Origin of the sequence: Hyphomicrobium sp. NDB2Meth4 (genome assembly GCF_900117445.1) — a bacterium.
GTDB lineage: Bacteria > Pseudomonadota > Alphaproteobacteria > Rhizobiales > Hyphomicrobiaceae > Hyphomicrobium_A.
The window spans coordinates 1,197,916-1,217,110 of sequence record NZ_FPEJ01000001.1 but is presented as its reverse complement, the minus strand read 5'-3'; the positions used below and the strand labels follow the sequence as shown (position 1 = coordinate 1,217,110).

The window sequence follows — 19,195 nt, the reverse complement described above, 5'->3', positions numbered from 1 at the left end:
AGTTTGCCAGCGCTAGTTCAACGGGACGTTGACGGTGCCTTGCAGAGTGTAGCCGTTGTAGTCGCCGGCACCGAGCCCATCCCAGGACGCGAGGCCGCGTACGTAGAGGCCGCTCGACGTCATCCAGTTGAGACCGCCCTGCAGACGACCCCAGAAATCGCCCGGACCGACGACGTAGCCGTCGATGATGGAGACGTTGGGGTTGTCGAAGTCCCATACACCTTTGATGGCAGCGAACGGCTCGATGAAGGTGTCAGCGGTGTGCGCGAAGCGATAGCCGATCTCAGGGCCGAACTGCAGGCGGCCGAGCGAGACGTCCTGCCCGGTGACGAAGGTGCCAGCCGAGTTGGTGAAAGCGTCGGCGCTCTCGGTGATGTAGGCGAGCTCAGCCATCGGCGTGATGCGCCAAGCGTCATACATCCAGTTACCAGAGAGCGTGCCCTTCACCAGCCAGCGCGAGGTGTCGAATGCGCCCGATGCTGCGTCGACGTCGATGTCGTTCGAGGAGCGGCCCCAGGCGGCGCGCAGATCGAAGTAAATGTTGTCGTGAATCTGCGCCGACATGTACGGGCCGATCATCCAGCCGTTGCCGTCGACTTTCGAGGCAAGGACACCGCTATCGTCCTTGGCCCAATCGAATTGCGCGAGGACACCGACGATCATGTTCTGCGCGAGGCGATAATCGCCGCCGACGTAAAGCACGCCGACGTGGCCGCTGCGATCGAGGCTGGCACTGTCGTCGTCATAGGCGGAGTAGCGTCCCTCGACCCAGATGTCCCATGGGGAAGTGGTTTCGTAGGCGAGAGGCAGAGCACCGCCGTCGCCGGCGCCAAGCGCCATACGATCGCGCTTCATTTGCGCGTCCGCCGACTGACGGCGAAGCTGGCTGAGGCTCTGCGAGAACTGGATGGGTCGCGATCCATCGACATCCGTTGCCGCGTCACTTGCGCCGAGCCCCATTGCATTGCCGAGACCAGAGCCAAGGCCCATGGCGGCGCCAAATGCAGAGGCGCTGCTGGCGACGTTGGTTGCGCCGCTGCGCGCGCTTGCGAACTGCTGGGGGGCCGCTGCGCCGGATCGGTTGAGCAGGCTTGTCGCTGACGGATCATTGAGCAGGATGCCGTTAATGCGCGAGGCGAGGAACGCGCGCGTGGCGTTCGATGCAGAACCGCCCTTATCGCCGCTACCTCCGCCTCCGCCGCTTGCGACGCATGAAGCCGCAATCGTGATCTCGAACGGGATCGCCTGCACCAGCATGTAGGTGTTGAGCGTCGTATCCGAGTTCGATCCGGTTACCGTGTAGGTGAGGGTGGCGGTGCTGCTGGAAAGCGGTTGAACTAGGAGGGCGGTGTTCAATGCACCGTTGATCAGCTCGAAACTGCTGCCGGCCATTCCGGAGACTCTGAACGTGATCTTGTCTCCGACCGCGAAGCCGGTGCTCGTGTTGAGAACGCCGCTTCCAGAGGGCGTGTAAGCGGTTCGATTGAACACACCGGAGTTTACGTCCGAGCAGTTGGCGAGGGCTTCTGAGGAAGTTGCAATCGGCAATGCAAAGCAGACAGCAGCCAGCAGTACATGGCGGTGTAGCGCGCGCATCGGTTCCTCAATGGATGAGTATGGAAAGCAAATGAGAACCCGACGCACGTCAGCCGGACGAACCCAGTAATTAACGATTCGTTAAAAAGTGATTCGCGGCGATTGACCACCGTTCAGCACAGAGTATCGCTTGGTGTTACCACCAGGATACACACAGGTTATCCACATCAGAGACCGCGCGAGGGCGGGGCACCGAAGGCCGTGCGGAAGGCGCGGGAGAAGTGCGCCTGGTCGGCAAATCCGGCAGCGTGCGCGGCTTGAGTGAGGCTGGAGCCGGCAGCGGCGTCGCGGATCGCCGTGCGCAGACGCTGCCAGCCGCGGTAGCGGCGGAAGGGCACGCCAACCTCAGCGGTGAAGAGGTGCTGGAAGCGCGAGATGGAAAGGCCGGCCGTGCGCGCCAGTTGCTCAGCCGAGACCAGTTCTGAATGATCGCTCTGAAGCAGCCCGATCGCGTGCGAGATGCGCGGGTCGAGCGCGCGCCTCGCGCTGCTGCGCGCGAAAGCGAGCGCGTCGGCAGTCATGTCGTGAAGCTCACCGGATGCGGGCCGCTGCTCAAAGAGGTTTCGCATGAGCGCCACGTCGCCTGACCCGACAAGCGCCCCGTCCACCTCTTCGGCGTTGCGCATCAGCGGAGCGAAGACTTCGGCGCGGCCCATGCTCGGTTCGAGATAGAGGACACCAAGCGGGGCGCCGCTGACGTCGAACTCGTACGTCGTCCCGGCGCGGATGACGGCCGCGCGGCAGGTGTGCCAGGCGCCATTGCCTATGCGCAGACGGAAGGTGTCGTAGAGGCCGGCAAGATAGACGGCGGTGCTGTGGGCGTGCGGCGCGTTGTGCGCCAGGGGACCGGCGAAAACGGACCAGCCGGCATCGACATGCCACAACGAACCGCGGGTGCGCTCGGCAGCACGTTCGTTCAAGCGCCGGGGCGCTGTCATTTTCTATCCTCACCACAACCAGACGCAGGAAGGTTGCAGAGGACAGACAAAGTGGCAATGGACGAAAATGGCGAATTTGCCCGGGGACGCGTTACGCGACGCGGGCTCCTTGGCGCGGCCGCGGGGCTCGCCGCGGCGCCGCTGGCGCGTGCTTTGTTGCCGGGTGAAGCGCTGGCGGCTGGACCGAAGCTTGGTCTCCCCAAGTCCAGCTTTGCACGCTTCAGGCTGGGCGCGTTCGAGCTGACGATGCTGCCCGATTCCGATGCCTTCATCGACGGCCCGTTTCCGATCATCGGCGAGAACGCTGCGGAAGCCGATGTGCAACGGTTGATGATCGAGAACCTGTTACCGCCGAAGACGTACCAGCCGGGCTTTACGCCGATGGTCGTCAATACCGGAAAGGAGTTGGTGATCTTCGACACCGGCAATGGCGCGAACGGCTTCGTGAAGCGCCCTGACGGCGGCTGGCTAGCGGCGCAACTGGCGCCTGCCGGTTTCACGCCGGAGCAGATCGACGTCGTGGTGCTTTCGCACGGTCATATCGATCACGTCGGCGGCATCATGGAAGGCGTCAAGCCGTTGTTCCCGAATGCGCGCTATGTGATCGCGGGAACCGAGTACGACTTCTGGACGAACGAGAGTGCACACACCAGCGACATGGCGAAGCTGATGGCGGGGGTGTTCCGCACCAATGTCGTGCCGGTGAGAGACCGCGTCACCTTCATCAAACCGGGGGACGACGTCGTCGGTGGCATCCGGTCGATGGCTGCTCCGGGACACACGCCTGGGCATCTGGCGTTCATGATCGAGAGCGACGGCAAGAACATGCTCTTCTGGGGCGACTGCGCGCATCATCAGGTGGCCTCGCTGGCGCGACCCGATTGGCATTGCATGTTTGATTCAGACAAAGAACAGGGCGCCGCGACACGCAAACGGATCTACGACTTGGCCGCCACGGAGCGAATTCCGGTGCAGGGCTATCACATGCCGTTTCCGTCGCTGGGATACGTCGAGCGCAGACCGGAGGGCGGGTATCGATGGCTTGCGCACACGTATCAGCTCAGCCAGCCGTCCGCGGGCTGAATACCCCCACTCTGCCCCTCCCCCGCAAGGGGGAGGGGAAGCTATCGATGATGGTCGCGTGTTGACGGGGCCAGCAGGCTACAGCAAGCTGCACGGAGGCCGATGCCGCCTGCCGCTTGCGCCCGAAAGGGTATGGTGAAGTGCATCACACGATGCGTTGATCCTTCAGCCAGACGGCGAACGGGTCGGCAATGCAAGCGCTGATCTATCTCGTTCGCCGCAATGCTAGAGGATCACATGGGTCAAATCCCTGACGCCAAAGCCATGGCACGCGCGCTGCGCAATGCCCTCGGCGACAAGCAGGTCACGCTCTCGCACAGTGAGTGTCTGGAAATCGTCGCCAAGCAATTCGGCGCGGAGAACTGGAACGTGCTCGCGGCGCGGATCGAGGCAGAGCAGAGCGCGGCGACACAGCCGGAGAAGAGCGCAGTTCGCTTCGCCGACGCCATCCCCATCCTGCGCATTTTCGATGTCGAGAAGGCGAAGGAGTTCTACGTCGGCTTTCTCGGTTTCACGATCGATTGGGAGCATCGCTTCGGCGACGACTTTCCGCTTTATGCGCAAGTCTCGCGCGCGGACATCAAGCTGCATTTGTCGGAGCATCACGGCGATGCCAGCCCCGGCTCGACCGTGTTCGTGTGGATGCGCGGGATCGCCGATTACCACCGCGAGCTGACCGACAAGAAATACCGGTACTACCGGCCGGGGCTCGAGGACGCGGCGTGGGATGCCAAGGTGATGCAGGTGGCCGATCCGTTCGGCAACCGGCTGCGCTTCAGCGAACCGAACGCGGCGGACGATCCGCGCGCGTAGCAGCGTGCAGCGCCCGCGGGCGCGATCTTGCCGCTGACAGGCAGGGGCGTGATCCTCGGGACGAGCCCGCGGATCAAAACTCTCAAGCCGCGCTGATTTTTGGCTTACTTGTTGGCTTTGAGGAGCTGCTCGCGCTCGGCGAGCAAAGAGTCGAGCTTGGCCTGCTGATCGGCGATGCGATCGGCGGTGCGGCTTTCGTCGGCAGCGCCGGAATAAGCCGCGGCCTGCTCGACCAGCTCGCGCAGGTTGTCGCGCAGGACAGCAATTGCATTGTCGAGCTCGGCAAGCAGTTCGGGGTCGGCGGCCATGGGCTTCCTCTACGTGGGATCAGTCGTGACGATGATAGGCTGCCCACTCTGATAAGCCTTGAGCCTTATCAAGGGCTGAACCTTTACGCGCTGCGGTGACGAGCGGGCCGATAAACGCCGGCCTCGGGGTCCCACTCGAGCTTGCCTAGGTCTTTCGGCACCGTGTTCAGCTCGGGACCGCGCGCCATCTGCTCCTGAGTTTCGCGTGCTACATCGGCCGCACGCGCCATCTCACGCGCGATCCATTTGAAGCCAGCAGAAATGCCAGCGCCAATGAGCAAGGCGGCGACGAGCTGGGGCATCGGTGACACTCCCTCATGCAACGCGCGCCGGCCCTCTAGACGGCAGCGCAGGTTACAACCCGAACCTAGACCAGAGGGCCCGGGCTTCGACAGCGGATATCAAGTCCTCGGCAAAGGCAAGACGCGGCCTCGTTAATTCCTCGTAACCCGCGGCCGACGGCGAACGGCGCAAGCGGCTCAAAAGCCCACCCTTTTCAAGGGGAACGACCTTCAGGCGCACCTTTTCGCCGAACAGCTCGCGCATTTTTGTGCGCACGTCCGAGATGCCGTCGATGAGGCCGTATTCGAGAGCCTTCGGGGCAGACCAGAAGGCGCCGGTGAACAGCTCATTGTCGGCGGCGGCGAGGCGGCCGGCGCGGCGCTCCTTGACCACACCGATGAAGACGTCGTGCACGTCGCGCTGCACGGCCTTGATGCGCTCGACGTCTTCGGGGCGCTCGGGACGGAACGGATCAAGCGAATCCTTGGCCGTACCGGCGGTGTAGACGCGGCGCTCGATGCCGAGCTTCTCGATGGCCTTGTCGAAACCGAAGCCAGAGAAGATGACGCCGATGGAGCCGACGATGGAGGACGCGTCGGCGTAGATCTCATCGCCCGCGACCGCAAGGTAGTATCCGCCCGATGCCGCGACGTCCTCGCAGAAGACGTAGACCTTCTTTTTGTTCTCTTCGGCGAGCTGGCGGACGCGATGGAAGATCAGGCTCGACTGCACGGCAGAGCCGCCCGGCGAGTTGATGACGATGGCGACGGCAGGCGTCTTCGAGGCTTCGAACGCCTTCTCTATCGCGCTCGCCGCATGGCCGAGGGAGAGGCCGGGACGCAGCGGCGTCGACATTCCGATCGGACCGGAGAAACGCAGCACGGGGACAACTGGACCCTGGCCGAAGAACCACATGCGCTATGAGCCTCGCGAAGACCTGATCGTTGGGTGAGGCGCCGGTTTTAGGGCATTGGCTCTGCGCACGCTAGAGCCCCGTTGCGGCTGGGCCGTCAGCGGCGCGCCCCAGGCAGCGGCAGGCTTGCTCCAGCGCGCAGAACGGCCTGCACGGCGGGGGTGAAATCGTTTCCACCGCTGTGGAGCACAAGGCCCGAGAGAAGCTGCAATGGTGCACGGCTGCCCTTCATGCCCTCGACGATGACACGATGCGCGTTGTCACCGGGGCGGGGATAGAGGGGCATGATCTTGATGCCGCCGAAACGCGGATCGAGAGCGGCGAGCACACGCAGCATCGCATCTGCCTTGTGCACGATGGTGGCGAGCCCACGCGGTGCCGCCATGCGCGCCATGAAGCGTGCCCAGCTATCCAGCTCATCATCGGGCATGGCATGCGCCGCGGCTTTGGTCGCGTCGGGCGCGAGCGTGCCGGAGGCGGTGTTGTGATAGGGCGGGTTGGCGATAACGTGGGTGAAGCTTTCCTCGATCAGCCCCGCGGCGCGCACCTCGGTGGCCGATGCGCCAACCGAGAGGGTGACGACGCGGACGCGATCTGAAAGGTCGTTGCGGCGGACGTTCTCTGCGGCGAGCGCTGCCAGTTGCGGGTCGCGTTCCAGCAGCACGACTTCGGCGGTTTCGATACGTCGGGCGACGCATAGCCCCGCGGTGCCGACGCCGGCGCCGAGGTCGAGCACGCGTTGCGGGCGATCGACTGTAGCGGCGACAGTCGCGGCGAGCATCACGGCGTCGAGCCCGGCGCGATAGCCGGAACGCTGCTGCAGGATCTGCAGCGCGCCGCCGAGGAATGCATCGTCAGTAACGGCTGAGCAATCGCGTGAAATGGTTGGCGGAACTGTCATAGCGGATGGCCCGGACTCAGCAGGGAGTGCCTTTCGCCGCACCTACGACGCAGAGGGCGACAAATGAGCATTGCGCCAGTCCTGCAGCGGCGATGGCAAGCAGAACCATCCACAATACAACGCGCAGTGCACGCCCCATCGGCTTAGGTACCGGAGCATCCGTCATGGCTCGACCATCCACTGGCCGAGGTCGGCATCGAGAAGGAGCCGGCGGGCGGCATCCCAGCGATCATCAGGCACGGCGATCCGCTGCATCACGGCGCCGAGCGAGCCCTGCACGGTGCTCATGTTGCCATCGAACAAGGCCGTCTCGATCCCCGCATCCTCCAGCAAGGCACGGAGAAAGCTCAACAAGACCGGATCGTTAGTGGTTACGAGGTCGCGCATGGGCCTACAGTAGCCGCTCTGGACCGGCTGCGGCAAAGTTTGATAGTACGGGGGCCGATAGCGGGGCTATACCAACAGCAACAAACGAGAACCCGGAATCCCGCCTTTGGCCCAGATCATCCCCCTCGACTCCGCCCGGAATGGCCCCAATGGGTTGCAGCCGCTGCTCGACCTCGTTTCGGCGGACATGGAGGCGATCAACCGCATCATCCTCGACAAGGCCGTGTCGGATGTCGAGCTCATTCCGGAGCTGGCACATCACCTGATCGATTCTGGTGGCAAGCGCCTGCGGCCGATGCTGGCGCTCGCGTCGGCCAAGCTTTGCGACTATCCGGGGCAGGGGCATATTCGCGTCGCCAGCGCGATCGAGTTCATGCACACCGCGACGCTGCTGCACGACGACGTGGTCGATGAAAGCGGCCTGCGCCGCGGCAAGCAGACGGCGCGCATCCTGTGGGGCAACCAGGCGAGCGTGCTGGTGGGCGATTTCCTGCTGGGCCAAGCGTTCCGCATGCTGGTGGATGTCGGCTCGCTGCCGGTGCTGAAGATCCTTTCGAACGCGGCCGCCGTCATCGCCGAAGGCGAAGTGATGCAGTTGGCCGCCGCCAACAACACGGCGACGACCGAGGACGAGTATCTCGCCATCATCAACGCCAAGACAGCGGCGCTTTTCTCAGCGGCGGCAGAAGTCGGGGCGGCGATCTCCAATCGTCCGGCGGCCGAACAGACGGCCCTCAAGGCTTATGGGCGCAACCTGGGTCTCGCGTTCCAGCTGGTCGACGATGCGCTCGATTATTCCGGCGACAGCTCGAACCTCGGCAAGGCGGTGGGCGATGATTTCCGCGAGGGCAAGATCACGCTGCCGGTGATCCTATCGTTCCGGCGCGGCTCGGAGGAGGAGCGGCGGTTCTGGACGCGGACGATTGCCGAGGGCGATATCCAGGATGGTGACCTGGAACGGGCTGTGTCCTTGATGAAACAGCACAAGGCCATCGAAGCGACGATGGAGCGGGCGCGCTCGTTCGGTGCCGTGGCGCATGATGCCCTGGCGATTTTCCCGGACCGGCCCGAAAAGGCCGCAATGCTGGACGTCATCGAGTTCTGCGTGCATCGCTCGCACTGAAAACGTGGGCGGCTTATACGCTCTTATTGCCGGCCGCAGGGCTCCATCCTAGGATTCGGCGCTTCGCATCAGGATCGGGGAACGCCGGTGGGTTCGCTTAAGCAGACGATCGGACGTAAGGCCGGCATGGCCGGCTATATCCTTGGGGCATTGTGCCTGGTGGCCGTGGCGGGTGCTGCCGCTCAGTCGGCGGCCGCGGAGCAACCGGGCATCGTGCTGGTGAAGCTCGGCATCGCGGACATGAGCAAAGCCGAGCAAACGAACCTTTGGAAGCTGGTCGACGAGTACGCGACCGTCGATGCGCTGCAGGAATTCTGCGGGACGAAGCTCAATCTGCAGCGGCGTGCGTGGGTTGCGGTTGCCTCGTGCGTCGAGCCGGCATCGCTGAAAAAGGTGTTCGCCAAGTTCCGGACCAAGAAGAGCGAATACCTGAAGCAGTGGCAAACGCTGCACGGCGAGGCGGAGGCCAAGAAGAACGTCTGCGAGCGCTTCAAGCCTAAGCTGGCCGAGTATACCAAGATCATGAGCGGCCAGATCGAGCAGGCCGCCACCGCCTGCCGCAATTGTTTTTTCTGTTAAGTTGGCTGAGGCTCAAGCGGGCGAGGTTAGTTGCCGAGAGTGGTGGCGGTGATCCACCACTCGGGATGGTGAGCCTTGAGGCTGTCGGCTGCGTCGGCCGCGGCACCGGCATCGGTGAAGATGCCGTAGGACGTCGGTCCCGCACCCGACAGGCTGACGTACTGGCAGCCCGGCTTTGCGGCGAGCGCCGCTTCGGCCCAGGCGCTCTGCTCCATGATGGCGTGCGCGGCGTTGCGCAGATCATTGCCGATCCCGCGCATGTGCGCGATGAGCGCGTCGGCGTCCGACATTTCAGGCGGGATGACCGGCGGGTTGGCGTGCTCGAGCGGCTGCGTGGCGAGTTGCCGGAACACCGTGCGCGTTTTTTCCAGCGGCGCTGCTGCCATCGGGCAGACGAGCACGGCATCGAGGCTGGCGAGCGCGGGCAATGGCTCAATGTGCTCACCGACGCCCCATACGAGCGCGGAGCAGTCGGCAAGGCATACGGGAACATCGGCGCCGAGCGAAGCCGCGATGGCGTGCCAGTCGATCTTGCTTTGCGGGTTGACGCTGCGCACGGCGCGCAGCACAGCCGCCGCATCGGCCGAACCGCCGCCAATCCCAGCTGCGATGGGGAGAGCTTTCTCGATCTCGACGGCGCCCAAGGTCAGGCCGGGATCGGCTGCTGCGAGGCGCTCCAGCGTCGTATCGACGAGATTGCGGCCGGTGATGGCGCCGACGTAGGGGCCTGACACCGTGACTGACGGTGTGGCGCCGGGGCGAAACACCACTTTGTCGCCGACGTCGGCGAAGACGATCAGACTTTCGAGGAGATGATAACCGTCCGCACGGCGACCATGAATGCGCAGCGTAAGATTGACCTTGGCGCGCGCGCGTTCGGCAATGACCGTCATTGGACTTCGACCATTAAAGAAGCGGCCCCGACGAATTGACGGGGCCGCTCGAATTACACGCCTGTCGTTGGCGGAGGTTACTCTACCAGGGCAGGGTTAAGCTTGGTTTCCTTACGGCGCTTCTGCTGGATCTTGCGCATCGTCTCGCGGGCGCCGACCCGGGCTTCAAGGCTGGGCGGCAGGCCTTCGACGAGCTTCTGCTTGATCTTCACAACCTCTTCGGGCTCTGGGTCGAGCGTCAGTGCCTGATCCCACTGGAATTTCGCCTCGCGCTCACGGCCGACGCGCCACAGGGCATCGCCGAGGTGATCGTTGAGGACGGGGTCCTGCGGCTTCAGTTCCACGGCGCGCTCGAGGAAGCGCACGGCCTCCGCGTAGTTGCCGAGCTTGTAGTGGGCCCAGCCGAGGCTATCGACGATGTAGCCATCATCCGGCTTCAGGGCGACGGCCTTCTCGATCAGGTCCATGCCCTCCTTGAGGTTCATGTTCTGGTCGATCCAGCTATAGCCGAGGTAGTTCAGGGCGAGCGGCTGGTCCGGGTAAAGCTCCAGAGCCTTCTTCAGATCGGCTTCGGCAGCCGGCCACTTCTTGAGGCGCTCATAGCAGGTGCCGCGCGAATAGAAGATGCTCCAGTGGCGCTTGTCCGGATTGGGGATCAGCGCGATGGCCTTGGTGTAGATGTCGGCGGCTTCCGCGTAACGCTTGCGCGCACGCAGGATGTTGCCCAGCGCATCGAGCGGCTTCAGGTCGGTCGGGTTCTCGGCGATCTGCTTGTCGAGGATGACTTTCGCTTCCTCATCGCGATCGAGCGAGTTGAGATCGAAGGCCTTGCGGATGTCGATCGCCGGCTGCAGGGCGCTGCCGGGAGGGATGCGGTTGTAGGCGTCGATGGCATCCTTGTAGCGCTGGCCGGTCTCGTAGGCGCTGGCGAGTGCGGCAAGGGCGAATGCGTGATTGGGCTGAGCGTGCAGAGCCATCTGCAGATAAAGGACGCCCATGCTGAGGCCGCCCTCACTGGTGAGCGCTTCGCCCAGACCATAGAACACCTCGGCCATGCCTTCGGCCGGCGTGGTGACAAGCAACTGGGTCTTTTTGCCGGGGCCGATTTCTTCGCGCAGCTCGCGCACGAGAACGTGCGGCTCCGACTGGTTGCGATCGGTCTGCTGGTCGAGGATCTCGTTGGCGAGCTTCAAGTTGCCGTTGCGCGCGGCGTGGCGTGCGTAGGCCAGCGCGATGCGCAGTGTGGTGGCGTCCTGGCGCATCGAATGCTCGTACGCGGTCTCGGCCTCTTTGCTGCGGCCGAGCACGTCAGAGATCAGCGCCTTGTGATAGTTGAGATAGAACTGCGCCCACTCGGCCTGCTTGGGCATGTCGAGGAATTTGAGCGCGCGCTGCGCATTGCCATCGGCCGCGGCGGCCCAGGCGCGGGCAAGCGCGCTGGTCAACTCGCCGATCGGACCGTCGCTGGCCTTGCGGAATTCATCGTCCGATTTCTTGAAGTCGCCCTTCTTGAAGGCCTCGAGACCGAGCAGAAGGTGCGCCATCCGGTTGGTGGCATCCTTGGCGACAAGCTGGCGCGCGAGCGGCACGGCTTTGTCCCAATGTCCTTCGGTCGCTTCGGTCTGGAAGGCTTGCTCGATGAGCACCTTGTTATTGGGATCGAGCGACAGGGCGCTGCCATAGAACGAGGACGCGGCGTCGGCGTCATTGATGCTCTTGGCGATGTTGGCGGCGAGGTAGCTGCCGAACAGCGAGTGCGCGGTCGTCTCGGTTGTGAAATCGGTGGCGGCTTGTGCGGCACCAAGGCCGAAGGTGAGGACGCCGATGGTGGTCACCGATGAGTGCAACACCTTGCGAAGGCTAGCCCGCATTCAACCTGATCCTTCTTGGAGGCCGGAGGTGATTCCCGTAGCGGCACAGACTAGCAAATAACGCGGCGATTTGGCGACAGCCACGCACTGGGTAACGTTGAATCCGAATAATTCACCGCGCCCCGGTTTTGCTCTCTGTGAGAAGCCAGCCGGCTCACATTCCAGCGTAATTCGGGCCACCCCCGCCTTCGGGGCAAACCCAGTTGATGTTCTGGCTGGGGTCCTTGATATCGCAGGTCTTACAGTGCACGCAGTTTTGCGCGTTGATCTGGAAACGCGGATCCCCACCCGGTTCGACGACGATCTCGTAGACGCCCGCCGGACAGTACCGCTGAGCAGGCTCGGCAAATTCGGGCAGGTTGATGGCAACGGGCACACGAGCGTCGGTAAGCTTAAGGTGAACCGGCTGGTTCTCCTCATGATTGGTACCTGAGAACGACACGTTCGTGAGGCGGTCGAAGGTCAGCACGCCGTCGGGTTTGGGGTAGTCGATGGGCTTGGCGTTCTGCGCCCGCTTCAGGGTGGCGTAGTCGGGCTTTTTGTGGCTCAGCGTGAAAAGGCCGCCGGGGATCAACGTGTTGATCCACATATCGAGACCGCCCAGGGCAATGCCGAGATAGGTGCCAAAGCGCGACCAGAGCGGCTTGGCATTACGCACCGGCTTCAGGTCGGCGGCGATGTCACCTTCCAGGACCGCGGTCTCATAGGCTGAAAGCTCGTCCTGCTGGCGGCCTTCGGCAAGGGCTGCGAATGCCGCCTCGGCGGCGGCCATGCCGGAGAGGATGGCGTTGTGACTGCCTTTGATGCGGGGAACGTTGACGAAGCCCGCGGCGCAGCCGAGCAGGGCGCCACCCGGGAAGGTCAGTTTCGGGATCGACTGCCAGCCGCCCTCGGTGATGGCGCGGGCGCCGTAACCGATGCGCTTACCGCCCTCGAATGTGCCGCGGATTGCGGGGTGGGTCTTGAAGCGCTGGAACTCGTCATAGGGCGAAAGGTAGGGGTTCTCGTAGTTGAGGTGCAGCACGAAACCCACCGCCACGAGATCCTCGCCGTAGTGATAGAGGAACGAGCCGCCGCCGGTGCGGTCATCGAGCGGCCAGCCGAACGAGTGCTGGACGAGGCCCGGCTGGTGCTTTTCGGGCGCGATGCGCCACAACTCCTTGAGGCCGATGCCGAATTTCTGCGCATCGCGGCCATCGGAAAGACGGAACTGCTCGATCAGGCTCTTGGTCAGCGAGCCTCGTGCGCCTTCGGCGAAGAAGGTGTACTTGCCGCGCAATTCCATGCCGCGCACGAACGCGTCGGTCGGCTGGCCATCGCGGCCGACGCCCATGTCGCCGGTGGCGATGCCGACGACGGCGCCGTTGTCGTCATAGAGAACCTCGCTGGCGGCGAAGCCCGGATAGACCTCGACGCCCATTTCGGCTGCCTGCTCGCCGAGCCATGTGACCAGCGCGCCGAGGCTGACGATGTAGTTGCCGTGGTTGCTCATGAGCGGCGGCATGAACATGTTGGGCAGCCGCAGAGCCTTGGTCTTGGTGAGGAAGTAGAAGCGATCGTCGGTGACCGCGGTCTCGACGGGGGCGCCCTTCTCTTTCCAATCAGGAATGAGGCGGTTGAGGCCTTTGGGGTCGATGACGGCGCCCGAAAGGATGTGGGCGCCAACGGCGGAGCCCTTTTCGACCACGACGACGGAGACATCGCTGCCGGCCTCGGCAGCGAGCTGCTTGAGGCGGATCGCAGCCGCCAAGCCCGCGGGGCCTGCGCCGACGATGACGACGTCGAACTCCATCGCCTCTCTGGGCGGCAGCTCGGCTGCGTTTTCGGCCTCGGCCATATTGGATGTCACCTCGCTGTCGGGGATTTTCAAATATGTCTAAAGTGGTCGTAGGTCTGGAGGGGCGGCAGCGTCAAGCGCCGCGGAGCCGCGAATTGCCGCGACTTGCCATAAGGCGCCGGCGATGACGCTGTCAGGCAAAGGCAGCGTGTTATAGGGTCCCGGCATGATCGAGGACGAGACAATTCGGAAGGCTGCCGGCCGGCTCCTCGCCTGGTACGAGGCGATGGGGGTCGATGCCGCCCTGGCGGATGAGCCGGTGGACTGGCTCGCCCGCGGTGAGACGGCGCCGGGGGCTCGCTTCGCTTTGCCGGGGATGGCAACCGCTCCAGAGACCGCGCCGGGACCCCCAGCAGCTCGGCCTGGCGCTGCACCTGCGCCTCGGCCTCCGCTCAACGCACGCCCCCCGACAACGACACGGCCGGCACGACAGTTCCCCGCGAAGGCGCCGGCGGCCGGCGACGCTGCGCCTGATGTCGCAGGCGTTGCCAATCTTGCTGAGCTCAAGGCGCGGCTCATGGCATTCGAGGGGTGCGGGCTCAAGGCGACAGCGAAGAACCTGTGTCTCTACCGGGGCGCGGAAACGGCTCCGCTGATGATTATCGGCGAGGCGCCCGGGCGTGAGGAAGACCTCGAAGGAAAACCCTTCGTCGGCCGTGCCGGACAATTGCTGGACAAGATGCTGGCTTCGATCGGCATGGACGAGACGAACACGCACATCACCAACATCGTCTATTGGCGCCCGCCGGGGAACCGCACGCCGACACCGCAAGAAGCCTTGGCATGCCGGCCGTTCCTGGAACGGCAGGTTGCGCTGGTGCGGCCGAAGGTGGTGCTGGCACTTGGCGGGGCATCGGCGAAGCATCTATTCGACGCAGCCGACGGCATCATGCGCATTCGCGGCAAATGGCGCGAACTCAATATCGGCGGGACCAGCGTGAAGGCGATGGCGACGCTGCACCCCGCCTACCTGCTGCGTACACCGGCGGCGAAGAACATGGCGTGGCGCGATCTGCTCGCCGTGAAGGCAGAGCTGAAATAGCAAAGAACGACAGATGGCAAAGATCGACGAAAGCTTCGAATTCAAGCCGGTGCGCTTCGCAACGCTGACGGTGTCGGACACGCGCGACAAGGCCACGGACAAATCCGGCGACACGCTGGAGGAGATGATCCGCGCGGCGGGGCATGCGCTGGTGAAGCGCGAGATCGTCACCGACGACATCACGCAGATCCGCGCCAAGGTCGAGAGCTGGATCGCCGATCCCGGCATCGAAGCGATCATCACCACCGGGGGCACCGGCTTCACGGGCCGCGACGTCACGCCGGAAGCGGTGAAGCCTTTATTCGAGAAGGAGATCGAGGGCTTCTCGGTCATCTTCCACATGATCTCGTTCAAGACCGTGGAGACGTCGACCATCCAGTCGCGCGCGTGCGGTGGCACGGCGAACGGCACTTATATCTTCTGCCTGCCGGGTTCACCGGGCGCATGCAAAGATGCGTGGAACGGCATTCTCAAGTGGCAGTTCGACAGCCGCCACCGGCCATGCAATCTGGTCGAGATCATGCCGCGGCTGAAAGAGTCGCGCGGCTGAGCCTGGTTTCAGGCGGCGGCGCGGGCGCGCTGGATGGCGGTCGCTTCCAGCGTCGCGTTGGCGCTTTCGAACAGCGCAGCCGCGAGCTGGCCGCCGACCACGAACACGAGGCCGAAGAGGACCGCCGGTAGCCCGAGCATCACGCCGAACGGCGCACCGAACAGGCCAAGAGCGGAAAGCTCGCCGACGAGGCCAGCAAAGCCAGCAGCAGCCGCGAAAATTCCGGAGAGAAGCATCAGCCAGCCAGCGCCGCTGAGCATATGCGCGAACGCCTTGCCGACACCGAAGCGTGCTTCAAACGGGACCCGCTGATCCGCGGGGGCGTGCTGACGCGAGATGATCTGCGGCAGGTTGCCAGCGGCGGGCCGCTGTTCTTCGCTGGCGTAGCCAGCCTGCTCGTTGTTGGCGACGTTGTAGACGCGCTGGCCGGTGGTTGCACTCGGCGGCGTCTGCGGTGGCTGCGGCCCGGTTGCGGCGGCGCCACCGGCTTCCTTGCTGCGCGCGACGCGCGCTTCGCCCCAGCGCCACTCGGCGATGCGGAAAAGACCTTCGCGTGCTTCCTGAGCTTCAGGCGTGCCGCCATGCTGTTCGACGAGATGGCGATAGAATTGGAGGGCGTAGTCCATCTTGCCCTCAGCTTCCGCGCGCCGCGCGGCCTGAAGCACTTGCGCGGGCGTGAACTGCACCGAAGAAGAAGAAGAAGTCTGCACCATGACGCAACCCCCTGACACTCAAACAAGTGGTGCAACGCTACCACTGTCAATTGCCGAAGTCCGCATCAATGCTGCGGGATGCACGGCAAAACCACCAACTTTGCTAACGCCACGGCCGACAGATTGTCGCGGCCACGCCGCAGTTCGTATTGCTAGAGATCGTGCGGCTGTTCGAGGCGGGCGATATGTAACCCCGGAAAGCCGACAAGAGTTTCAGTGAGACGATCGCCATTCGCGCTCGTCCGATTGCTTGCTGGACGCACCAGCCAATATCCGCGCGCGCCGCGTGCCTTCAGCGCTGCGCCGACATGCTCGACCTTGAACGAAGGAACGCCCGACGCAACGATGAGCACAGGCACATCGAGCGGCATGTCGCTGACGCGCGGGAGACGTCCGGTTTCGATGGCGAGCTTATCGGCGGTGTCTTCGTCGATCAGAAGGAAACGTCCGGCCGCGGAGCGAGCGACGGGCTTGCGACGGCGGACGGGTGCGGCCCGAGGCGGCAGCGGCAGAGAAGACAGACGCGATGAATTGCTGGTGGACACAGCTTTTACCCCCGTAAAGCGCTGAGCGTTCTTAAGTCACCTAAATCTAACGGCAAAATTACGACCGCACGAGAGCGCGAATGCGGCGCGGGCGAGTTTGCTGTCGGAATTGTAAGCTGCCGTCAGGTGCGCATGGCGCGCGGAGCGAGCTGCGGCGCGAGATTGCCGAGCGCACCGCGCATGTAGCCATCGCGGCGATAGCGGGTCGCGTCGGAAATAGCGCGGGCCGACAGCACGCGCACACGGCGCGGGCCGATGCGGCGGATGAGATCGACGTCCTCGCGCGCGGTCAGCGGACGATGGCCGCCGGCCTCGTCGTAGTGGCGGCGTGAAATGAGCAAGCCCTGATCACCGTATGGCATGTGCAGGAGCGCACAGCGCAAACGGGCAATGCCTTCCAGGGTGCGCGGTGCGAATCCTTCATCGTCGAGGGCATAGCGGAAGGCTGCAGCACGGCAGCGCGTTGAGCCGCGGTCGACGCGCTCCATGAAGTTGTCGGCCTCGCGCTCCCACCCGGCCTCGAGAACCGTGTCGGGGTAAAGGAACAGCAGCCAGGGGTGACGGGCGGCGTGGGCGCCGGCGCGCATCTGGGCGCCGCGATTGGCGGGCGTTGTAATGAGGTCTGCGCCGGCGTGGTCGGCGATCATGCCCGTGTGGTCGGTCGAGCCGCCGTCGACGACGATCACCTCGCGGACGACGCCTTCCAGCGCCGCCGGGACCAGTGCGGTCAGGGTCGCCGGCAGGCTCGCTTCAGCATTGAGGGTGGGAATGATGACCGAGATCATAGGCTTCTGTGCCACAGGCTGAGCCAAGCCAACAACAGGTAATGCGAGAGCTGATCGATCTTAAGTCATGTTCTTGCTTTGTTCGCAATGATGCGATAGCCTCGCGGGTACACAAGCCTGAGAGGCGAAGGTGCGGAAGCGACAGCGGGAAAAGCCGACAATCGATGCGACGCCTGGCGGCCTCGTCGACGATGAGCGTCGGCGCGGGCGAGGTGCGCGCTCGAACCACACGGGGCGTTTCGAGGGAGAGCGGCGCGAGACATTCGACGACGGCTGGGAAGGGCTAGGCGACCTCGACGCCTTCAAGACGACCGTGTTCGATGATCCCGCGCGCACCATCATTACGCGCAACGACAGCCCGGACATCTCATTCGATCGCTCGATCAATCCATATCGAGGCTGCGAGCATGGTTGCATCTATTGCTTCGCGCGGCCAACACACTGCTTTCTGGGGCATTCAGCCGGGCTCGACTTCGAGACAAAGCTCTATGCGCGCACCAACGCGGCGGCGCTGCTGGAGCGTGAGCTGGCCAATCCGCGCTATCAGCCGGCCTGCATGGCGATCGGCACGAACACAGATCCCTATCAGCCGATCGAGCGCGAGCGGCGCATCATGCGCTCGGTGCTGGAGGTGCTGGAGCGCACCAATCATCCGGTCGGCATTGTCACGAAGTCGGCGCTGATTACGCGCGACATCGACATTCTGACGCGCATGGCAGCGAAGGGGCTGGCGCGGGCGGCGATCTCGGTGACGACGCTCGACGCAAAGATTGCGCGCGCGATGGAGCCGCGGGCGCCGACGCCGCGACGCCGGCTCGATGCGGTGCGCCAACTGGCAGAGGCCGGCATTCCGACGACGGTCATGGTGGCTCCGATCATACCCGGCCTCACTGACCCGGAGATCGAGCGCATCCTCGAAGCGGCCAAGGAGGCGGGTGCGCGCTCGGCGGGGTACGTGATGCTGCGGCTGCCGCTGGAGATCAGCGTGCTGTTCCGCGAGTGGCTGGCCGGCGCGTTCCCCGACAAGGCCGACCGCGTGATGCATCTGATGCAGTCGATGCACGGTGGACGCGATTACACGTCGGAGTTCGGCATGAGGATGCGCGGCTCGGGGCCCTATGCCGAGCAGATCGGCGCGCGGTTTCGGCTGGCCGTCAAGCGATTGGGACTCAACGCAGATCACAGCGAGCTGCGGGTCGACCTGTTCCGCCGGCCCGTGCTCGCGGGGCAACAAATGCAGCTTTTCTGACGCTTTTCCTCAGGGAGATGAAGACGCCGCTTTGACTTGGCGGGAGCGACGGCCGAATGATCGGCGGTCATGGGAACGCCTGTCGCCGAGCCACGTCCGAGACCGACCTTCGAATTGGAGGCGGCCGAGCTGCAACTGCACGGCGGCCCGGTAGCTGGCGTCGACGAAGCCGGGCGCGGTCCCCTCGCGGGGCCGGTGGTCGCCGCGGCGGTGATCCTCGACCCGGAACGCATCCCCGACGGGATCGATGATTCCAAGGTGCTGGACGAGGACGCACGGGAGTTCCTCTACGGGCGCATCAGGGCAACTTCGATCATCGGCGTCGGCATCGCCAATGTCGAAATGATCGACGAGATCAACATTCTGCACGCCACGATGTGGGCGATGGCGCAGGCGGTGTCGCAACTGCCGCAGCTGCCAAAGCTGGTCGCCATCGACGGCAACCGAGCGCCGAAGCTGAATTGTCAGTCGCGCACTGTGGTGAAAGGCGATGCGCGCTGCCTGTCGATTGCGGCGGCGTCGATCATTGCCAAAGTCACGCGCGACCGGATCATGGTGAAGCTCGGCACGAAGCATCCCGGCTACGGTTTCGAGCGTCATAAAGGCTATGGCACGCCAGAGCATCATGATGCGATCAAGCGGCTCGGCGTGACGGTGCATCACCGGCGCTCGTTCCGCACCGTGCAGCTTGCGCTCGGCCTCATCACGGAAGACGTGAAAGTCCTCTGAGCGCTTCGCGCATCGATGATGCGCCGTTATTCCCAGAAGTTCTTGATCGCACCCGCTT

21 protein-coding genes are annotated in these 19,195 nt (G+C 64.2%); 8 read left to right on the top strand and 13 right to left on the bottom strand.

Going from position 1 to position 19,195, the window contains the following annotated elements; genetic code table 11:
• Window positions 1–12 precede the first annotated feature (12 nt).
• The gene (locus NDB2M4_RS05820; RefSeq protein WP_072371344.1) at window positions 13–1,596 is read right to left on the bottom strand and encodes an autotransporter outer membrane beta-barrel domain-containing protein; all 1,584 of its coding nucleotides are present in this window, start codon (window positions 1,594–1,596) and stop codon (window positions 13–15) included.
• 167 nt (window positions 1,597–1,763) lie between these two features.
• Complete coding sequence (locus NDB2M4_RS05815) at window positions 1,764–2,534, bottom strand: helix-turn-helix domain-containing protein (protein WP_072371341.1); 771 nt, start codon at window positions 2,532–2,534, stop codon at window positions 1,764–1,766.
• A 57-nt stretch (window positions 2,535–2,591) separates the two neighbouring features.
• Here NDB2M4_RS05815 and NDB2M4_RS05810 point away from each other — a divergent pair, with 57 nt between their 5' ends.
• Together NDB2M4_RS05810 and NDB2M4_RS05805 are read left to right on the top strand one after the other, a co-directional pair.
• Entirely contained in the window at window positions 2,592–3,617 is a 1,026-nt protein-coding gene (locus tag NDB2M4_RS05810) for an MBL fold metallo-hydrolase (protein WP_072371339.1), read from the top strand.
• Window positions 3,618–3,854: 237 nt separating this feature from the next.
• Window positions 3,855–4,430: a glyoxalase superfamily protein gene (locus NDB2M4_RS05805; RefSeq protein ID WP_072371928.1), complete on the top strand. Its 576-nt coding sequence runs from the start codon at window positions 3,855–3,857 to the stop codon at window positions 4,428–4,430.
• 104 nt (window positions 4,431–4,534) lie between these two features.
• Here NDB2M4_RS05805 and NDB2M4_RS05800 read toward each other — a convergent pair whose 3' ends face one another.
• From NDB2M4_RS05800 to NDB2M4_RS05780, 5 genes are all read right to left on the bottom strand, one after another.
• Entirely contained in the window at window positions 4,535–4,738 is a 204-nt protein-coding gene (locus NDB2M4_RS05800) for a hypothetical protein (protein ID WP_072371336.1), read from the bottom strand.
• 83 nt (window positions 4,739–4,821) lie between these two features.
• On the bottom strand, window positions 4,822–5,040 hold the full coding sequence (locus NDB2M4_RS05795) for a hypothetical protein (protein ID WP_072371333.1): 219 nt from the start codon (window positions 5,038–5,040) through the stop codon (window positions 4,822–4,824).
• Window positions 5,041–5,092: 52 nt separating this feature from the next.
• On the bottom strand, window positions 5,093–5,935 hold the full coding sequence (locus NDB2M4_RS05790) for a S49 family peptidase (protein ID WP_072371331.1): 843 nt from the start codon (window positions 5,933–5,935) through the stop codon (window positions 5,093–5,095).
• Between the two features lie 95 nt (window positions 5,936–6,030).
• Window positions 6,031–6,834: a tRNA1(Val) (adenine(37)-N6)-methyltransferase gene (locus NDB2M4_RS05785; protein WP_072371328.1), complete on the bottom strand. Its 804-nt coding sequence runs from the start codon at window positions 6,832–6,834 to the stop codon at window positions 6,031–6,033.
• A 162-nt stretch (window positions 6,835–6,996) separates the two neighbouring features.
• Window positions 6,997–7,221, bottom strand: a complete 225-nt coding sequence (locus NDB2M4_RS05780) for a putative signal transducing protein (protein ID WP_072371325.1) — start codon at window positions 7,219–7,221, stop codon at window positions 6,997–6,999.
• 115 nt (window positions 7,222–7,336) lie between these two features.
• Between NDB2M4_RS05780 and NDB2M4_RS05775 the strand changes: the two genes are divergently transcribed.
• Together NDB2M4_RS05775 and NDB2M4_RS05770 are read left to right on the top strand one after the other, a co-directional pair.
• Window positions 7,337–8,344 carry a polyprenyl synthetase family protein gene (locus NDB2M4_RS05775; protein ID WP_244536069.1) on the top strand — a complete coding sequence of 336 codons (1,008 nt, stop codon included), beginning with the start codon at window positions 7,337–7,339 and terminating at the stop codon, window positions 8,342–8,344.
• Between the two features lie 87 nt (window positions 8,345–8,431).
• On the top strand, window positions 8,432–8,923 hold the full coding sequence (locus NDB2M4_RS05770) for a hypothetical protein (RefSeq protein ID WP_072371320.1): 492 nt from the start codon (window positions 8,432–8,434) through the stop codon (window positions 8,921–8,923).
• Between the two features lie 26 nt (window positions 8,924–8,949).
• Here NDB2M4_RS05770 and NDB2M4_RS05765 read toward each other — a convergent pair whose 3' ends face one another.
• From NDB2M4_RS05765 to NDB2M4_RS05755, 3 genes are all read right to left on the bottom strand, one after another.
• Window positions 8,950–9,816, bottom strand: coding sequence for a 4-(cytidine 5'-diphospho)-2-C-methyl-D-erythritol kinase (locus NDB2M4_RS05765; protein ID WP_072371317.1), 867 nt, complete (start codon window positions 9,814–9,816; stop codon window positions 8,950–8,952).
• A 77-nt stretch (window positions 9,817–9,893) separates the two neighbouring features.
• On the bottom strand, window positions 9,894–11,687 hold the full coding sequence (locus tag NDB2M4_RS05760) for a tetratricopeptide repeat protein (protein ID WP_083555834.1): 1,794 nt from the start codon (window positions 11,685–11,687) through the stop codon (window positions 9,894–9,896).
• A 154-nt stretch (window positions 11,688–11,841) separates the two neighbouring features.
• The gene (locus NDB2M4_RS05755; protein ID WP_210186509.1) at window positions 11,842–13,524 is read right to left on the bottom strand and encodes an electron transfer flavoprotein-ubiquinone oxidoreductase; all 1,683 of its coding nucleotides are present in this window, start codon (window positions 13,522–13,524) and stop codon (window positions 11,842–11,844) included.
• Window positions 13,525–13,690: 166 nt separating this feature from the next.
• Between NDB2M4_RS05755 and NDB2M4_RS05750 the strand changes: the two genes are divergently transcribed.
• Both NDB2M4_RS05750 and moaB read left to right on the top strand, forming a co-directional pair.
• Entirely contained in the window at window positions 13,691–14,566 is an 876-nt protein-coding gene (locus NDB2M4_RS05750) for a uracil-DNA glycosylase (protein ID WP_072371311.1), read from the top strand.
• A gap of 13 nt (window positions 14,567–14,579) precedes the next feature.
• Window positions 14,580–15,116: a molybdenum cofactor biosynthesis protein B gene (gene moaB, locus NDB2M4_RS05745; RefSeq protein ID WP_072371308.1), complete on the top strand. Its 537-nt coding sequence runs from the start codon at window positions 14,580–14,582 to the stop codon at window positions 15,114–15,116.
• An 8-nt stretch (window positions 15,117–15,124) separates the two neighbouring features.
• On the opposite strand, the gene NDB2M4_RS05740 is transcribed toward moaB, so the two are convergent.
• The 3 genes from NDB2M4_RS05740 to NDB2M4_RS05730 all read right to left on the bottom strand — a co-directional run bounded on the left by NDB2M4_RS05740 (window position 15,125) and on the right by NDB2M4_RS05730 (window position 17,174).
• A complete protein-coding gene (locus NDB2M4_RS05740; RefSeq protein ID WP_072371305.1) occupies window positions 15,125–15,829 on the bottom strand; it encodes a hypothetical protein in 705 nt (234 codons plus the stop codon).
• A 152-nt stretch (window positions 15,830–15,981) separates the two neighbouring features.
• Window positions 15,982–16,374, bottom strand: coding sequence for a hypothetical protein (locus tag NDB2M4_RS05735; RefSeq protein ID WP_072371302.1), 393 nt, complete (start codon window positions 16,372–16,374; stop codon window positions 15,982–15,984).
• A gap of 122 nt (window positions 16,375–16,496) precedes the next feature.
• On the bottom strand, window positions 16,497–17,174 hold the full coding sequence (locus tag NDB2M4_RS05730; protein ID WP_244536051.1) for a glycosyltransferase: 678 nt from the start codon (window positions 17,172–17,174) through the stop codon (window positions 16,497–16,499).
• Between the two features lie 115 nt (window positions 17,175–17,289).
• Here NDB2M4_RS05730 and NDB2M4_RS05725 point away from each other — a divergent pair, with 115 nt between their 5' ends.
• Complete coding sequence (locus NDB2M4_RS05725) at window positions 17,290–18,408, top strand: PA0069 family radical SAM protein (protein ID WP_083555831.1); 1,119 nt, start codon at window positions 17,290–17,292, stop codon at window positions 18,406–18,408.
• A 69-nt stretch (window positions 18,409–18,477) separates the two neighbouring features.
• A complete protein-coding gene (locus tag NDB2M4_RS05720; RefSeq protein ID WP_072371296.1) occupies window positions 18,478–19,137 on the top strand; it encodes a ribonuclease HII in 660 nt (219 codons plus the stop codon).
• The last annotated feature ends 58 nt before the right edge of the window (window positions 19,138–19,195 follow it).